We start from the raw sequence: 16515 nt of genomic DNA on the forward strand, positions 1-16515 counted from the left end.
TTTTCAGATGTTCTTAAACGTTTGTCGTAAAACTTCTTTAACTCATTTTATAATTGGTTGAAAGTTGCTACAACATTTTCCACAGTGAAACCAAATTCTTCAAGAATTTTATTTCCTGGAGCAGAAGCACCAAAATGATCGATCGTGATAGTTGTTCCTTCTGTCCCAACATAGCGTTCCCAACCAAATGAAGCTGCTGCTTCAATAGCTACTCGTTTTGTTACGGCTTTTGGCAAGACGCTTTCTTTGTATTCTGCAGATTGTTTTTCAAATAAATCGAAACTTGGCATTGAAACGACTGAAACATCTTTTCCAGCTGCTGCCAATTCTTTTTGTGCTTTGACTGCTAGATCCACTTCAGAACCAGTCGCGATCAAGATACCTTCTGGTGTTTCTCCTTGAGCTGGTGATAGTACATAAGCTCCTTTTTTCACCATTTCGTCTGCCACTTCTTTCGTTGATGGCAGAACTGGAAGATTTTGACGACTTAAAACCAAGATCGTTGGTGTATCAGTCGATTCCATTGCTACTTTCCAAGCAGCGCGTGTTTCATTCCCATCGGCTGGACGAATCACGTGAACACCTGGCATACATCTTACAGACGCTAATTGTTCGATTGGCTCATGTGTTGGTCCATCTTCACCAACCGCCACTGAATCATGTGTCAACACGTAGATGACCGGTGTATTTTGAATAGCTGCTAAACGGACTGCTGGACGTAAGTAATCAACGAAAACAAAGAATGTGCCGCCATAGATACGAGTTCCGCCATGAAGTTGGATACCGTTCATCGCAGCTGCCATCGCAAACTCACGAACGCCAAACCAAATATTACGACCTTCATAATGTTCTGGAGTAAAGTCTTTGTCCGCAGTGACCATCGTATTATTCGAACCTGATAAGTCCGCTGATCCGCCCCAGAAACTTGGGATTGCTTTTGATAACTCTTGAATCACTTCTTTGCTTGAAACCCGGCTAGCTTGACTTTCGCCTACTTCATAAGAAGGTAATTCAGCATCCCAGTCAGCTGGAAGTTTTCCAGCAAACGCATCTTCAAATTGTTGAGCTAATTCTGGATAAGCATGTTTATAGTTTTCAAACATTTCTTTCCATTCATTTTCAGCTTTTTGCCCTTCTTCAACCATTGTTTGGTGGAATCTTTCAGCTACTTCTTCTGGAACTGTGAAATCAGGATACTCCCAACCATACACTCCTTTAGCCATTTTAATTCCATCATCGCCAATTGGTGCCCCATGGACAGCAGAAGTTCCTTCTTTAGGAGCTCCGTAGCCGATCACTGTTTTGACTTCGATCAATGTTGGTTTTTCAGTTTCAGCTTTTGCTTCTTCGATCGCTTGATTGATGGCTTCTAAATCATTCCCATCTTTAACCAAAATATGTTGCCAGCCATAAGCTTCATAACGAGCTCCTACATTTTCAGTGAAAGCTTTTGAAGTAGGACCATCTAATGAAATATCATTTGAATCATACAATACGATCAATTTACCTAATTTCATGTGAGCAGCCATTGAACTTGCTTCTTGCGAAACGCCTTCCATCAAGTCGCCGTCGCCACAAAGAGAATAAGTATAGTGATCTACCACTTTGAAGTTTTCTCTGTTATATGTTGCTGCCAAGTGAGCTTCTGCCATTGCCATACCTACAGCCATAGCGATTCCTTGTCCTAACGGTCCAGTTGTTGCTTCTACTCCGTCAGTATGATTGACCTCTGGATGTCCAGGTGTTTTTGAATCCCATTGACGGAATTGTTTTAAGTCATCGATTGTGACTTGATAACCTGATAAATGTAGTAAGCTGTATAACATTGCCGAACCATGTCCTGCGGATAAGACAAAACGGTCACGGTCAACCCAATTTTTTGAAGTCGTTGGGTTCACTTTCAAATGTTTCGTCCAGAGTGCATATGCCATTGGGGCTGCCCCCATTGGTAACCCTGGGTGTCCAGAATTTGCCTTTTGAACTGCTTCAATACTTAATGTACGGATCGTGTTAACGCCAAGTTGGTCGATTTTGTCGAACAAAATAACCCCTCCTATTAATTTAGGTTTTTTTTACCTTTATTTCTTACTTACTAATTTTATTAGATACGTCTAGAAAAAGCAATGTTTTTTAGTAATTATTACTGAAACTTATTTCCTCGACGATGTAAGCCTTTTTCACGTTGGATTTCTTTCAATTTTTCTGGAGTGACATCGTTACCTTCTGGATCAACGATTTTCATCCCTTCGATATGGTGTCGCATCCCAGAACGAAAAGCAGACAGATACTCTTCTCTTAACGCCAATTGTTCTTTTTCTTCGTCAGCTGTTAAGCCTTCTGTTTTCTTTTTTTGGGCCAGTTCGTTGATGCGGGTAATTTTTTCCGGTGATAACATAGCAAGTCCTCCTTTTTACTCTACTTCATATTATATAAAAATCACGAAAAAAACAACTAGTATAAAATATTTTAAATACGAACATTTGTTTGAAAGAAGTAGTTTTATGTGGTACTATTTAATTATTAATTGAAAGAAGGTGTACTCTGTGGCCCGACAAACCGAAACCAGACAAATCGAAGTCTTACGATATATCCACGAGCAAGTTTCCCAAAAAGGCTACCCACCAACTGTTCGGGAGATCGGAGAAGCGGTTCAGCTTTCTTCTACCTCCACAGTTCACGGTCATCTTGCACGATTGGAAAAAAAAGGATTTATTCAACGTGACCCTACGAAACCACGTGCAATCGAATTAACAAAACAAGGATTAGCCAAAATAGGGGTAAAACCTTCCACGATTCCAGTGCTTGGTGTGGTCACTGCAGGTGAACCGATTTTAGCAGTTGAAGATGCGTCCGATTTCTTTCCGATCCCCCCTAACCTTTCTTCTGAAGATGGAAGCTTGTTCATGTTGACGATCCGCGGAGAAAGTATGATCAATGCAGGAATTTTAGACGGAGATAATGTAATTGTCCGTAAACAAGAAACTGCCCAAAACGGGGATATCGTGATTGCAATGACCGCCGAAGATGAAGCGACTTGTAAACGATTCTATAAAGAAAAAAATCATTTTCGTTTACAACCGGAAAACGATCTTCTTGAACCGATCATTTTAGATCAAGTCTCTATTTTAGGTCGAGTCGTTGGGCTCTACCGCAGTCATATCTATTAAAGACGGTTTTTTTGACTAGACTTAAGTGAAGGTCTTACTCGCATACTCATTTATTTGCAGTAACTGCTATATCTATCAATAAAGACTGAAAAACCCGGGGCAAAGTGTCTCGGGTTCTTTAATGGGCATTAAGATGGATAAACGATGATTAAGTGTCCATAAACGGCTTGAGTTTTTTCTCTTGTGCTTTCCTCACTCCTTAAATAAAATGCACCGATCTCCTACTTTTTTGTCGATCTTTGTCGTATTTCCATTTCGATTTTTTTCATTTGGTACCACTACAATCGTCATTTACCTACCATGATCTGTGGCATGATTTAGATCAAATACCGCTAACTGCTTTGAATACGGTGAATAACCAAATGACCTGTGCTGGTTTAAAAAAATTCTGAGTATTACACACATAGATTTCGATCTTTTTTGTTCTTCCCTCTTTACAAAACGAACAAAAGTTCGTATACTAATTATACGAACTTTTGTTCGCATAAAATAATGAGGTGAGAAATCATGAAATCAATGAGACGTCTTGGCTTAGTATTAATGGTATTATTTTTAGGCATTATTATTGGTAATTTTGGTATGCGTACAGCATTGTTGATCTTTGTTCCGTTGTTTGCTTTATGGTTTATGTTGTGGGATGAAAAGAAATACCGTCAGTCTGAACGGCGTCGGATTCATGATGACACTTTTTATCCAGACTCCTATTATCGATCGAGACACTCTTGATCTTGACCCATAAAGAATCCTGAATAACGAAATAAAAAAAACACATATGTAAGAGTCAGAAAACGGCTCATGCACAAAAAAGTAGTCGATTGTTTCCCCCATCAAAAAACAATTGACTACTTTTACAAATACACCTGTACAAACTAAAAATAGTGAGCAAGCGTACTTGGGATTGCTTGACAAAAAAGAGAGTGGGACAATTAGTCAGAAAAAATCTGATTAACGTCCCACTTCTTTTTACATTTATTTTTAATGTTTATTAAGCAAAAAATCGTTTAATATTCCATCAAGGTGATCATATCATATCCTTCGATTTTTTCACGACCATCTAAGTCCATTAGTTCGATCAAGAAAGCACAGCCAACAACGACACCGCCCAATTTTTCTACTAATTCGATCGTTGCTTTGATCGTTCCCCCTGTAGCCAATAAGTCATCACAAATCAAGACTCTTTGTCCAGGTTGGATCGCGTCTTTATGGAGTGTCAATGTATCTGTACCGTATTCCAGTCCGTAAGTTACTTCGATCGTTTCACGAGGCAACTTCCCTTTTTTACGTACAGGTGCAAATCCAACTCCTAATTCGTAAGCTACAGGACAGCCAACGATGAATCCTCGCGCTTCTGGTCCTACAACCATATCGATTCTTTTTTCTTTCGCATAATCTACGATCTGTTTCGTTGCTTCTCTGTAGGCATCTCCATCAGCCATAAGGGGCGAGATGTCACGAAAAATAATTCCTTTTGCTGGATAATCAGGAATACTTGCAATATATTTTTTTAAATCCACTATTTGTCTCCTCCTAGGTTGTTAACCTTTTTTTAATAGAGGGAATATCACTTAACAATAAGAATTCCTCTACTTTGATTTTTTTTATTCGTTGCTGATAACGCACGCTATCAGTCAACGGATGACTTTTGGGATTAGCGATCTTTTGCAAAACGCCATCTTCTATTGTAACAAATTTCAATTCAAAAAACACCTGAATCATAAAAATTAATAATTTTTGTGGTATTTTTAGATATTGAGCAATTGAGCCTAATTTATAGCGAATATCTATTTTTTCTTGTGTATGGATTAGTTTGAACAATTTGGCATATTGTTCTCTTGATCCAACTCCATTCAAATAAGCTTCTTCATAAGAAATCCCTAATAAGTACATTCGATCGAAAGAACCAAAGGCAAGGATTTCTTTTAATATTTCTAAATCATTTGGACAATCAACTACCAGCAAGGAATGATATGAATTATCGTGGATCAACTGCTTGATATGTTCCACACTTTCGAACACGTGGACATTGTCTGTAGCCAGTCCAGAGATTTCTTTTAAAGAAGAGCGATCAAACGCAAGATACAATGTTTGTGGATCAACCTTCGTTAACTGACGGTATCTCTTTGAACGCCAATCAAAAATTTGAAATCCATCAACAACAAAGTCTGATACCAGCAATTGCGGTTTTTTCCGACCGTTCCATTCATTGATAGCTAATTTCCCAACGATATCCACTGGATTATTTAACAGCTCAGCTTCTTGGTCGCCAAAACCAAATGCTACCGCATCTAACGGACTAGCTTCTTCCATCAATCTTAACTTCAAATGTTGCTGACTCGTACCAATTCTTTTCACATTTTCAGCCAAGATTTGGCGAAACAGAAAGTGAGGTACCGCATTGTCTGTACCATATGGTGCAAGTAACTTTAATTCATTAAGCAATTCAATGGTTACATCTTTGGGTGTAAGGACTTCGTCGATCGGTAAAGCTGCGCCTTTTGTCAAATCTATTTTTTGTTCGGAAACATACTGATTCATTCGTTTTTGTAATTCTTGAAGATTATCACTAGGCATCGTTAACCCTACAGCAGCATGGTGTCCTCCAAAGAAAGTAAATAAGTCACGCATCGCATCTAACATTTCATATAGATTCAGGGCTTCGACACTTCGGCCAGACCCTTTCGCTGTACCATCTTCTTTGATCGTTAAGACGATCGTCGGTTTACCGGTGGCATTCATCAGCTTACCAGCTACGATCCCCAACACTCCCTCATGCCACCCAGGATGGGCAAGAAGGTGGATCTGATTCGTTTCATCAATCATTTCCAATGCTTCTTGGGTAATTTTTTCAACGACTGCTTTTCTTTCTTCATTGATCGTGTTGAGTTTTTTGGCATACGTGAGTGCCGCTTCCTCATCAAAGGTAGCTAGCATCTCGACAGCTGGATTAGGATCACCCATTCGGCCAATCGCGTTGAGCCGAGGGGCAATTGAAAAGCCGATGGTCGTTTCATCTGCTTCTTTCATAGAGACGCCACTTTCATTAAATAAAGCTTGTAAACCGATCCGTTCGGTTTCTTTGATCGTATCTAACCCTAAAGCAACAAGTGTGCGATTTTCGCCTGTCATTGATACCAAGTCTGCAATCGTTCCAATCGCCACTAAATCTAAAAATTCAGCAGGAGGTTCTTCTAATAATGCTGTTGCCACTTTAAAAGCTACTCCGACACCTGCTAGATCAGGAAACGGATAATTCCCTTGTGGATGTCGTGGATGAACGATAGCGTAGGCTTCAGGTAATTCACTGGGCATTTCATGGTGATCTGTGATGATTACATCAACACCTGCTTGTTGCGCATAAGCTACGGCATCGTGACCAGCCACACCATTGTCCACTGTAATGATCAATTGCGCACCTGCATCGATTTTTTCTTGATAAACGGCTTTGTTTGGTCCATAGCCATGGATAAAACGATTGGGTAAAAATGTTTCGACATTGGCGCCGAGTAGCTCCAATGTTTCTTTCATCACTGTCGTACTTGTGATCCCATCTGCATCGTAGTCACCATAAACGACTATTTTTTCACCATTGATCACCGCTTCTTGGATTCGACTGATGGCTTTATCCATGTCATGCATTAAGTAAGGATCATGCAATTCTTGATGTTTGGGATTCAAAAATTCTTTTACTTTCTCTACATCATGATAGCCTCGTTGCCAAAGTAATTTGCCAATAAAAGGCGATAGATTCTCTTGCTTTATACTTTGAAGAAACATTTCAGTCGGTTCTGATTCACTTAATTGCCAATCATAATTTGCTTGTCTCACTTGCTCACCCCTAACCTAGTTATTATAGCAAACGAAAAGTTTAAAAAAAAGAAGAAAGATAGCCACAAGCACATTAAAATGGTCTTCAAAAAGTCGTTACTCACTTTTTGAAGACCATTTGACAAACCCGAAACTCAGCCTTTTACCTCTCAGCCAAATGTAACAATGGTTCCTGCCATCTTTTATTTTGATCTCGTTCATGAAACTTTAGTCAAAATAATTATAGCTTTGCTTTGCTGAAATTTTCTGCGTATCAGATGTTGTCGACTGCGCTTGTTGTAGTTGTTTTTTCGTTGCTTGTAATTCTGCCTGATAAGCAGCTTCTAATTCTGCTCGTTCATTTCGGAATGTTCGTTGTTGTTCTTCCTTTGCTTCAGCAATTTTCTTATCAAGATTCTCTTGATAATCTGATAGTTCCTGCTTTAATTGTTTGATTTGTTTTTTCTGTTGCCATAAAGTGGTTGATGCAGTAACAAAAACAATCAATGCACCAATAATCGCCGAACCAATGATAACTAAAATCAATGGTGCAGAAAATGAAGCAATCCCAAAGTTAACAGGAACATTTCTGTTGTTTAATACAGCAAATACGACAATAATCAAGACAAGCAAAAATCCAATAATCACACTACTTTGTTTTTTCATACTCTTTCACCTACTTTTTATTAAAAATCCCACTTGCGAGGTAGTCGCCAATAGTCGGAAAGAGAGTGTAAAATTTAGCCGCTATTTCAAGAAGGACAGGACGATTCACTTCACGCTTTGGATGTTCCATTGTTCGTACAATTGTTTTTGCTAGTTTCTCCGGTTCTAAAACAAGTTGACTAACTTTTTCTAAATAACTGCCGGTAGGATCAGCTTTATCAAAAAATTCAGTAGCAACCGGTCCTGGATTCACCGTAGTGACTGCCACTCCAAGTGGTCTTAATTCTAATCGTAAGGCATTAGAAAAGCCTAAGACAGCAAATTTTGTTGCAGAATAGATCGTTGATTTCGCCGTCGCCATTTTCCCAGCCATTGAAGCAATATTGATGATATGTCCTTGCCTTCTTTCAGCCATATCAATCGCAAATTTTTGAGTTAGGACCATCATTCCTAGTACATTTACTTCAAACATATCGTAAGCTTTTCCTAAATCGAAAGTTAAAAAATCTTCAAAAATGCCAAAGCCGGCATTATTGACTAACACATCTACACGCCCGACTGTTTGCATCACTTGTTCATAGAGCCGATCGACGCTGTCAGGATCACTCACATCTACTGGAAAAGCATAGGCTTCCTTTCCGCTTAATCTCTGACATTCTGCTTTAACCTCATCAATCAATTGGCTGCGTCGAGCACAAGCAATGACGATAGCACCTTTTTTTGCAGCTTCATAACAGATTTGAGCGCCCAATCCACCAGAACTACCGGTAACTAAGACAACTTTATTTTCTAAATTCATTCTTTTCCTCCTCACGAAATGGAATATCGACAGTATCAAAATCTTTCATGATCCTTGTATTTGCAAAGACCTCACGTGCCTCTTCTTCTAGTTCTTGCGCAGCTTTTCCTAAATAGCGCGCACTGATATGGGTTAATAACAAACTTTTCGCTGCTGCTTCTTTAGCTACTTCAGCCGCTTGATAAGTCGTCGAATGGAAGTAGTTCTTTGCCAACTTGGCTTCATTTTTGTTAAACGTACTTTCATGAACCAAAACATCACAGTCTTGGGCCAATACGATTGAATTTGCTGTCTTCCTCGTATCACCTAAAATCGTAACGATCCGCCCTTTTTTGTCTGGCCCCACAAACTGTTTCCCGTCCACAACCCTTCCATCAGGTAATTGAACAGATTCTCCTTTTTTCAACTTTCCATATATTGGTCCAGCCGGAATATTCAGTTCTTGTAATTTTTCAACTTGAAGCTCTCCTTTATGGTCATGTTCCACAACCCGAAAGCCATAGCTGGCAATTCCATGATCTAATTTTTTAGTATAGACAGAAAAATGCTGATCTTGAAAAATCGGCTGATCTTCAACTAACTCGATGAATTTCAACGGATAGCCTAAACGTGTTTGCGAAACAGCTAACGAAGTTTTGACAAATGTTTCGATTCCTTTTGGTCCGTAGATTTCCAGGGGCGTATCTCCCCCTTGGAATGAACGACTGCTTAACAAGCCTGGCAACCCAAAGATATGGTCACCATGTAAGTGAGTAATAAATATCTTTTCAATCTTTCTTGGACGAATGTTGGTACGTAAGATTTGCATTTGCGTTCCTTCACCACAGTCAAATAACCAGACTTCATTTCTTTCATCCAAAAGTTTTAATGCAATACTGGTAACGTTTCGATGTTTGGCAGGTACCCCTGCACCAGTTCCTAAAAATTGTAATTCCATAATCTACCTGACTTTCTTTAAACTCACTATTAATTTTATGGGAAATGTGTCGGATAATCAACCGAAAGTCCGTATTGCTTCCTAAATAATTGCATTTTTATTGGTACTAAAAAAAGAAAAACGCCTTTTTCACGCGTTTCTCTTTCTTTATTCTGTTCGTCTCTTTATTGAGGATGTTTGTCTTTCCACGATTTCCGTGCCGTTTCTTGTGTTTGTTTTTCGACTTCTTTGGCAGCGTGGACGTCTTCTTCGACCTCTTCATAATCTAAGCGAGTAATTTCGCCACCTAAATCCATCATGACTAATTGGTTCAAAGGACGATTATCTTCTTCTTCAGCAATCAAAATCAAACCGGTTGCTCCTTCGCCAATTTTATTGCCCACAAAATCAAAAACTGTCTGAGCATCTTGGATTTCCTTGGCATCCTGCGTAGCACCGATCATCCCGCCAGCAAACCAGCCTAAAAGAATCCCTAGTGGGCCTCCCAAGACACCGACTAACATTCCGATTAAACCACCTTTTGAAGATTTATTGTTTCCAGTAAAATCCAAAAAATCCTCTATTTTGAATTGATGCGTTCCATTAGGATCATGACTAATCACTGCCATTTGTTCACCCTTGATGGCACGAGAAGCGTGTAATCGTTTGATTTCAGAAAATGCTTGGTAAGCTTGACTCTCTACAGGGAAATTCAAAATAATCACTCGTTTGCTCATAAAAACACTCCTCTATTCATTTTCTTTATTCTAACTTTTATTTTAAAAAAACAAAAGGAAAAACCCTTTAATAAATAACACATAAGAAATATAAATTTTTCCTATTGAAAAATCTTTCTGAGCACTATTGGTGATAGCTTAAAAATTTTTACCAAAAGACAAATCCTACCAATGCTTAAACCAAAAAAGCGCCAAACCATTTTTCTGGTTTGACGCTTTGTTGATATTGAGTGTTAACATGGGCTCTTTTCATGAGCATACGTAATCTTATTCGACAAACTCAAATTCAAATTCACCGATTCTCACTAGATCGCCATCTTTTGCTCCACGGGCACGTAAAGCTTCGTCAACGCCCATTCCTCTCAACTGACGAGCAAAACGCATAACAGTTTCATCGTGATCGAAATTCGTCATTTGGAATAGTTTCTCAATTTTTTCTCCTGATAAGATCCAAGTAGCATCAGGATCGCGATCGATTTTAAATTCTGGCCCTTCTGGATTGAATCCATATTGAACTGTTTCTTCTTCGATTTCTTCATCATATAACGGAAACTCTGGTGTTACTTCTAGAAGATCCGCTGTCGCATTCAGCAATGGATCAATGCCTTTTCTTGTTACCCCTGAAACTGGAAAAATCGGCATATCGTCTGCAAATTCATCTGTTTTTTCTTTATTAAGCTGCTCTTTGAATTTTTTCAAATTTTCTTCTGCGTTTGGCATGTCCATTTTATTGGCTACAATTATTTGAGGTCGTTCCAATAAACGAAGATTATAAGTAGACAATTCATGGTTGATCGCCAAATAGTCTTCGTAAGGATCTCTGCCTTCCATCCCACTCATATCAATCACATGTAAAATAACACGAGTACGTTCGATATGACGTAAAAACTGCGTTCCTAAGCCAACACCTTGAGAAGCTCCTTCAATCAATCCAGGAAGGTCCGCTGCTGCAAAACTGCGTCCATCGCTAGTTGTTACCATACCAAGATTTGGTACTAATGTCGTGAAATGGTACGCGCCGATTTTAGGACGAGCAGAAGAAATAACTGAAAGCAGCGTTGATTTACCTACAGATGGAAAGCCAACCAGCCCAACATCAGCCAAGACTTTTAGTTCTAATTCGATTCTGCGTTCCTGACCTGGTTCGCCGTTTTCTGCAATTTCTGGTGCTGGGTTTCGTGGAGAAGCAAAGCGGATGTTTCCTCGTCCCCCTCGACCGCCTTTAGCAACGACTAAGGTTTGACCATTTTCAATCAAATCGCCTAACAAAGCGCCTGTTTCAGCATCACGGACAGTCGTTCCTTGAGGGACTTTTACATAAGTATCTTCTGAACCCCGACCGTGCATCCCTTTACTCATTCCGTTTTCTCCTGGCTGTGCTTTAAAATGGCGATTGAAACGAAAATCCATTAATGTACGTAAACCTTCATCAACGATCAAAATGACGTCACCGCCACGACCGCCGTCACCACCAGCAGGTCCTCCATCAGGTACATATTTTTCTCTGCGAAAAGCGACCATTCCGTCGCCGCCTTTACCGGCCTTCACATCGATGGTTACTTGATCTAAAAACATGGACATCTTTAAGTCCTCCTATTTTAATTATCTATTATTCATTTGACTGCCTGAATTTCCACAATAAACAAAAGTCTTATTTATTTTATCGGTCAAAAGCTATTTTGTCTATCGTTTCAATTAAACTTTCCAGGTTTTGTTCATTTTTTCTATTCTACTTAAGGAAATTGTTTCAAAGATCTCCTAGTGCTTTTCACCTCTCAGACCATTTTATCACTTTACTTTTGTAAGTATCTTTTTTTGACAAATTTTGTGAACAGGAGGAAAATGACAGTGTATTAATCAAGGATGCGAAGTTTGCACCCTCAATATCACTAAAGGAGGAACTTTTGATTATGACAGTAAAAGTAGGTATTAACGGATTTGGACGTATTGGACGTTTAGCTTTCCGCCGAATCAAAGAAGTATCTGATGATATTGAAGTCGTAGCAATCAATGACTTAACTAGCCCAACAATGTTGGCACAGTTGCTACAATTTGATTCAACTCATGGAACCTATCCCGGTACAGTTACTGCAACAGAAGACTCAATCGTAGTAGATGGTGAAGAAACGCGTGTCTATGCTGAACCAGATGCAAGTAAAATCCCTTGGGTTAAAGAAAACGGGGTCGATATCGTACTGGAATGTACTGGTTTTTATACTTCGGAAGAAAAAGCACAAGCCCATTTGAACGCTGGGGTAAAACGTGTAGTGATCTCTGCTCCTGCTGGTGCAATGAAAACTATCGTATACAATGTAAATGATGATACGTTAGATGCTAATGATAAAATCATTTCGGCAGGCTCTTGTACGACAAACTGTTTAGCACCGATGGCTTATTTCTTAAATAATGAATTTGGTATCGAAGTGGGGACTATGACTACCGTTCATGCTTATACTTCTACACAAATGTTATTAGACGGACCAGTAAAAGGTGGAAATTTACGGGCAGCTCGATCAGCAGCTGACAACACGATCCCTCACTCAACAGGTGCGGCAAAAGCAATTGGCTTAGTTATTCCAGAGCTTCAAGGGAAATTGCAAGGTCACGCACAACGAGTACCTGTAGTGGATGGTTCATTAACAGAACTAGTTTCCATTTTAAAAACAAAAGTGACCGCTGAACAAGTGAACGAAGCGATCAAGAAACATACCGAAGACAATCCATCATTTGGTTACGATGATCGTCAAATCGTCTCTGGTGACGTAATCGGTACCACACAAGGTTCGATTTTCGATCCAACTCAAACAGAAGTCACAACGGCTGGCGATTACCAACTCGTAAAAACCGTTGCTTGGTATGACAATGAATATGGTTTCACTTGCCAAATGATCCGTTTGTTGGAAAAATTTGCCAATCTTTAATCACCAAAAAATCACATGTTTTCAAAGATAGAAAATAGAGACCGTTTGAACGACTCGTTGAGTGGTTCAAACGGTCTCTTTGTCTAGTTCTTCTAAACTGATTCAAAAAGAACGAGTGATGGTAAACCTTGTCATCTCTCTTGATCAAAGATAGAATTTTTATAAACATCCCTTATTTGCGAATTACTAGCTCGTGTTTTTTTCACTTTCTTTTGAGCAAAGTGTTCTGGATAAGCTATTTTCAATGCTCTTTCTTCTCCTAAATTATTCGCTAACTCTGTATTTTTTCCACTCAATTTCTCAAGATCATTAATATAAACATAACGCCCTAACTGCATTGTACTTGAAAAAATAGCAAAATCTACTGCGGCAGAAAAATGATGAAATCCCTGTTTTGATTTTAAATAAGCACTTTGATCAATGATATAATCTGTAACTTTTCCTCCATTGCTAATTAAAGATAAATCCCTTTGAAGGATAAAGTCACTTTTGTTCTTATCGTTGCGCTTATTGAGTGCTTGTGCTAGTTCTGATAGGTTAGATTTAGAAATTTCAAATTCATGTACACAAGGTAACAGACCATTTACTTGCGTTCTTTTTTGATAGTAACCTGTGGGATCAACCACTGAAACGATAAAGTTCCCGAAAGTATTTTTCCGTATCACACAACCAAGATTCTGTTTTTCATGAGGACCCTTGTCCTTCAACTTGATCTGAATATCATGAGAAGTAACTAGAAAAGAAGTTGGATCGCCTGGCATTAATCGAGAGAGTTCTTGTACAATCGAATTTTTTTCTAACTGATAATACTTACTATATTGAAGTGAACGGCTAATTGCTGCCACTTGATTTGGCAGAACAATCCCTCTTGACTGTTTTAATTGTTCTTCTGCTTTCTCAAATATTTCTTTTGGTTCCCGCAGCTCAGCTAGGTAAATCCCTCTGTCTTCTACTTCTACTGAATCTTGTCTATACGGCGATTTTCTTTGTTGAGAAGTTGTGAGTATTGTATCTTCAATTTTTGTTTTCCAATTCTTATCCATATTTTCCACTTGTTCAGTTTTATTATGTACAATAACCATCGAATGAAGAAGATCTTCCGAATATTGTAATTGGTTCATCCTCTTAAGTGCTGCATAATGAAACTCATTCATCAAACGTTTATGATTATTTTGTTGAGTTGCTGGTGTAAGATTGAAGTAATCCATTGGGGGCTTCGTTTGTTCATCAATTGCCTTCCCCTTCTGATCTTGTATTTGACCGTTCTTTTGAACATCCTCATGAATTTGATCAATAGCATTCCCATAAAAAATGTAGTCAACAGTGTAATATAGTTGCGGAAGTAAGAAATGAAATTTTTTTGAATGTGATATATTCTTTGCCGTTTCTTTTATTTCTTGTTTATTCCTAAGATTCTCAAATTTATCCACTAGTGTAGTCTCATTCACATGGCTAGAGTGTAAAGGCGTGCCCAATAGATTGGCTAACTCTTTGGTTTTGTCTTGATCGACTGCGTATTTGCGAATCGTGAGCTCTTGGTCATTCGAGGCTACCAATGTAACGAGATATTTATTTTTTTGATTTTGGATAATTGCTCCTGTTAAACTAGTGTATACAGGCTCGTTTTCAGTGGTGTCCTTAATCAACTCTTTTTCCTCTTTATGTAACGGTCTCCCACTTAGGAGTGGTAATACGAGAAAACGAGCTTCATCTCCACTTAAGTGTAAGAGTTCCTGTTCTATTTTTTGTGTATCTTGGATAGCATCGCTACTCCGTTCGAATGAATCGTACATTGTAAACTGACCTTTTTCTTCAACTAAACTTGTTATGTTAGGATCGGCACTCACGTTGATCATATGACCCCAAATTTTCAAATACTCTTTAAACATCGCTTTCGTCTCATTCAAATCAGGAATATGCCGAATATCTCCAACTGGAAGATCAAAAAATTGTTCATACATTTTGAAATTCCCAAATTTGTCTTGCTTATTTACTTCAATCGAAGGTTTTTTTTTGAACAAACGTTTTGTGCGGTTCACAACTGAATGTTTAGTATCTTTAGAGGATATTGAATTGACTAATAATCGTGCGCGCAAAGCTTGTTCTAGTTCTAGTTTATTTGCCAGTGGCATTTTTTCGCTCCCTTTCTTGAGATCATTTTTTATAATAAAAATCGTTTCGTGCGATTGATTCGCTTTTTTTCATGAAACGATTTTATATCTGTTTTTATGTCAAAAAGGCTCCTAAATTCATTTTCTCTATTTTCATTCTTCACAATGTATTTTTCGATAATGACAGAAAGGTTCCTCTTTGCCTATTCTTGATTTTCGTTCGTTTTTTTGTCTGATTTATGTAAAATTCTCAACTATATATGTAAGCAGTCACCCATATTTCTATTGTGAACGGATGACTGCCGGTAAATAAAAAGAATGAGTTCTCTCTATTAGAATCCTAAAATTATTTTTGTATTAGCTATTAGCAAACAACTCATTGGACATATTTTGCTAAAAACTCTTTGACGGTTTGCTGATACTTTTCTGGGTCTGCCTGATACGCTTTTGCGTGTTCGGCTCCCTTGACCACGTATTTTTCTTTTGGTCCCTTAGTTGCAGCATATACTTTTGCTAACATATTATAGGGAACGAATGTATCCGCATCACCATGGATAAATAACATCGGTTTCGTATTTTTAGTTAATTGATCAACGGCACTTGCTTCCCCAAAAAAATACCCTGCTCGAATTTTTGTAATCAAGCTAGTCACTTGGATCAATGGAAAAGAAGGTAAGTTGAACATATCTTTTAGTTGATATGCAAGTTCTTCATCAACTGACGAATACCCACAGTCTTCGATGATCGCTTTCACGTTATTTGGTAGCTTCTCACCGCTCGTCATCATCACAGTTGCTGCACCCATACTTACTCCATAAAGCACGATTTGTTGCGACTGCCCTGTTTCTGCTAAGATTTTATCGATCCATTGGACGTAATCTTTTCGCTCTGGCCAGCCGAATCCGATATAATCCCCTTCACTACGCCCGTGGCCTCGAGCATCTGGAACTAACACATTGTAGCCTAAATCATGAAACATTTTTGCATAATTTGCCATTGTTTCTGCATTCCCCATATAACCATGGGCAACAATAACTGTTTTATCACTTTTCTTTTCTGCTGGCAGATAGATCGCAGACAATTTCAAATGATCTGTTGATGTTAGATGCCAGTAAGTGCGATTCTCTTTCTGATTGAACCACTTTGTCGCCTCGTTTTCTTTTGTTGTTTGAGAAGTTCCCGGCGTATCGTTTTCTAAAAAATCCTTTTCTGATGGGACAACTGCATAATTATAAAAATAGTTGCCTGCAAATAATAGAACCACTATCACGACAATAGCAATTCCGATTACTATTTTTGTCAAAAGTTTCATCGCTTTCCTTCCTTAATCCATTATTAATACTAATTCTTGATTAAGTATAAACAAAGAAGTTATTCGATGCAATCCTTCCAAG

General features: G+C 38.5%; 14 protein-coding genes. 3 read left to right on the forward strand and 11 right to left on the reverse strand.

Translation table 11 applies throughout. The features are described from left to right. Nucleotides 1-47 precede the first annotated feature (47 nt). Both tkt and AB3I12_RS01925 read right to left on the reverse strand, forming a co-directional pair. The gene (gene tkt / locus AB3I12_RS01920; RefSeq protein WP_010737506.1) at nucleotides 48-2042 is read right to left on the reverse strand and encodes a transketolase; all 1995 of its coding nucleotides are present in this window, start codon (nucleotides 2040-2042) and stop codon (nucleotides 48-50) included. 98 nt (nucleotides 2043-2140) lie between these two features. Beyond that, complete coding sequence (locus tag AB3I12_RS01925) at nucleotides 2141-2395, reverse strand: DUF896 family protein (RefSeq protein ID WP_010719258.1); 255 nt, start codon at nucleotides 2393-2395, stop codon at nucleotides 2141-2143. Nucleotides 2396-2543: 148 nt separating this feature from the next. Here AB3I12_RS01925 and lexA point away from each other — a divergent pair, with 148 nt between their 5' ends. Further along, nucleotides 2544-3167 carry a transcriptional repressor LexA gene (gene lexA, locus AB3I12_RS01930; RefSeq protein ID WP_010719259.1) on the forward strand — a complete coding sequence of 208 codons (624 nt, stop codon included), beginning with the start codon at nucleotides 2544-2546 and terminating at the stop codon, nucleotides 3165-3167. Nucleotides 3168-3674: 507 nt separating this feature from the next. Then, nucleotides 3675-3893: a hypothetical protein gene (locus tag AB3I12_RS01935; protein ID WP_010719260.1), complete on the forward strand. Its 219-nt coding sequence runs from the start codon at nucleotides 3675-3677 to the stop codon at nucleotides 3891-3893. A gap of 275 nt (nucleotides 3894-4168) precedes the next feature. Here the strand turns inward: AB3I12_RS01935 and AB3I12_RS01940 are convergent, their stop codons facing one another. The 7 genes from AB3I12_RS01940 to obgE all read right to left on the reverse strand — a co-directional run bounded on the left by AB3I12_RS01940 (nucleotide 4169) and on the right by obgE (nucleotide 11670). Then, nucleotides 4169-4681, reverse strand: a complete 513-nt coding sequence (locus AB3I12_RS01940; protein WP_010719261.1) for an adenine phosphoribosyltransferase — start codon at nucleotides 4679-4681, stop codon at nucleotides 4169-4171. Nucleotides 4682-4694: 13 nt separating this feature from the next. After that, nucleotides 4695-6992, reverse strand: a complete 2298-nt coding sequence (gene recJ / locus AB3I12_RS01945) for a single-stranded-DNA-specific exonuclease RecJ (RefSeq protein WP_063627062.1) — start codon at nucleotides 6990-6992, stop codon at nucleotides 4695-4697. Between the two features lie 207 nt (nucleotides 6993-7199). Next, on the reverse strand, nucleotides 7200-7637 hold the full coding sequence (locus tag AB3I12_RS01950; RefSeq protein WP_034697790.1) for a lipopolysaccharide assembly LapA domain-containing protein: 438 nt from the start codon (nucleotides 7635-7637) through the stop codon (nucleotides 7200-7202). A 10-nt stretch (nucleotides 7638-7647) separates the two neighbouring features. Further along, nucleotides 7648-8436 carry an SDR family oxidoreductase gene (locus tag AB3I12_RS01955; RefSeq protein WP_010737503.1) on the reverse strand — a complete coding sequence of 263 codons (789 nt, stop codon included), beginning with the start codon at nucleotides 8434-8436 and terminating at the stop codon, nucleotides 7648-7650. Further along, the gene (gene rnz, locus AB3I12_RS01960; protein ID WP_010719265.1) at nucleotides 8420-9373 is read right to left on the reverse strand and encodes a ribonuclease Z; all 954 of its coding nucleotides are present in this window, start codon (nucleotides 9371-9373) and stop codon (nucleotides 8420-8422) included. Before rnz ends, AB3I12_RS01955 begins: the two co-directional genes overlap by 17 nt. Nucleotides 9374-9537: 164 nt before the next feature. After that, complete coding sequence (locus tag AB3I12_RS01965; RefSeq protein ID WP_010737501.1) at nucleotides 9538-10089, reverse strand: hypothetical protein; 552 nt, start codon at nucleotides 10087-10089, stop codon at nucleotides 9538-9540. A 267-nt stretch (nucleotides 10090-10356) separates the two neighbouring features. Continuing rightward, the gene (obgE, locus tag AB3I12_RS01970; protein ID WP_010719267.1) at nucleotides 10357-11670 is read right to left on the reverse strand and encodes a GTPase ObgE; all 1314 of its coding nucleotides are present in this window, start codon (nucleotides 11668-11670) and stop codon (nucleotides 10357-10359) included. 329 nt (nucleotides 11671-11999) lie between these two features. Here obgE and gap point away from each other — a divergent pair, with 329 nt between their 5' ends. Next, nucleotides 12000-13010, forward strand: a complete 1011-nt coding sequence (gap, locus tag AB3I12_RS01975) for a type I glyceraldehyde-3-phosphate dehydrogenase (protein ID WP_010719268.1) — start codon at nucleotides 12000-12002, stop codon at nucleotides 13008-13010. A 131-nt stretch (nucleotides 13011-13141) separates the two neighbouring features. Here gap and AB3I12_RS01980 read toward each other — a convergent pair whose 3' ends face one another. Both AB3I12_RS01980 and AB3I12_RS01985 read right to left on the reverse strand, forming a co-directional pair. Further along, nucleotides 13142-15142, reverse strand: a complete 2001-nt coding sequence (locus AB3I12_RS01980) for a hypothetical protein (protein ID WP_231105543.1) — start codon at nucleotides 15140-15142, stop codon at nucleotides 13142-13144. Between the two features lie 355 nt (nucleotides 15143-15497). Continuing rightward, nucleotides 15498-16433, reverse strand: coding sequence for an alpha/beta hydrolase (locus AB3I12_RS01985; RefSeq protein WP_053766076.1), 936 nt, complete (start codon nucleotides 16431-16433; stop codon nucleotides 15498-15500). Nucleotides 16434-16515 lie beyond the last annotated feature (82 nt).

It is taken from the genome of Enterococcus sp. C65, from assembly GCF_040887165.1.
GTDB lineage: Bacteria > Bacillota > Bacilli > Lactobacillales > Enterococcaceae > Enterococcus_B > Enterococcus_B hirae.

Excerpts from the sequence above, each read along its gene's own strand:
- AB3I12_RS01980 (WP_231105543.1), bottom strand. The coding sequence starts at position 15,142 with ATGCCACTGGCAAATAAACTAGAACTAGAACAAGCTTTGCGCGCACGA.
- AB3I12_RS01950 (WP_034697790.1), bottom strand. The coding sequence starts at position 7,637 with ATGAAAAAACAAAGTAGTGTGATTATTGGATTTTTGCTTGTCTTGATT.
- rnz (WP_010719265.1), bottom strand. The coding sequence starts at position 9,373 with ATGGAATTACAATTTTTAGGAACTGGTGCAGGGGTACCTGCCAAACAT.
- AB3I12_RS01935 (WP_010719260.1), top strand. The coding sequence starts at position 3,675 with ATGAAATCAATGAGACGTCTTGGCTTAGTATTAATGGTATTATTTTTA.
- AB3I12_RS01925 (WP_010719258.1), bottom strand. The coding sequence starts at position 2,395 with ATGTTATCACCGGAAAAAATTACCCGCATCAACGAACTGGCCCAAAAA.
- AB3I12_RS01965 (WP_010737501.1), bottom strand. The coding sequence starts at position 10,089 with ATGAGCAAACGAGTGATTATTTTGAATTTCCCTGTAGAGAGTCAAGCT.
- AB3I12_RS01955 (WP_010737503.1), bottom strand. The coding sequence starts at position 8,436 with ATGAATTTAGAAAATAAAGTTGTCTTAGTTACCGGTAGTTCTGGTGGA.
- gap (WP_010719268.1), top strand. The coding sequence starts at position 12,000 with ATGACAGTAAAAGTAGGTATTAACGGATTTGGACGTATTGGACGTTTA.
- AB3I12_RS01985 (WP_053766076.1), bottom strand. The coding sequence starts at position 16,433 with ATGAAACTTTTGACAAAAATAGTAATCGGAATTGCTATTGTCGTGATA.
- obgE (WP_010719267.1), bottom strand. The coding sequence starts at position 11,670 with ATGTCCATGTTTTTAGATCAAGTAACCATCGATGTGAAGGCCGGTAAA.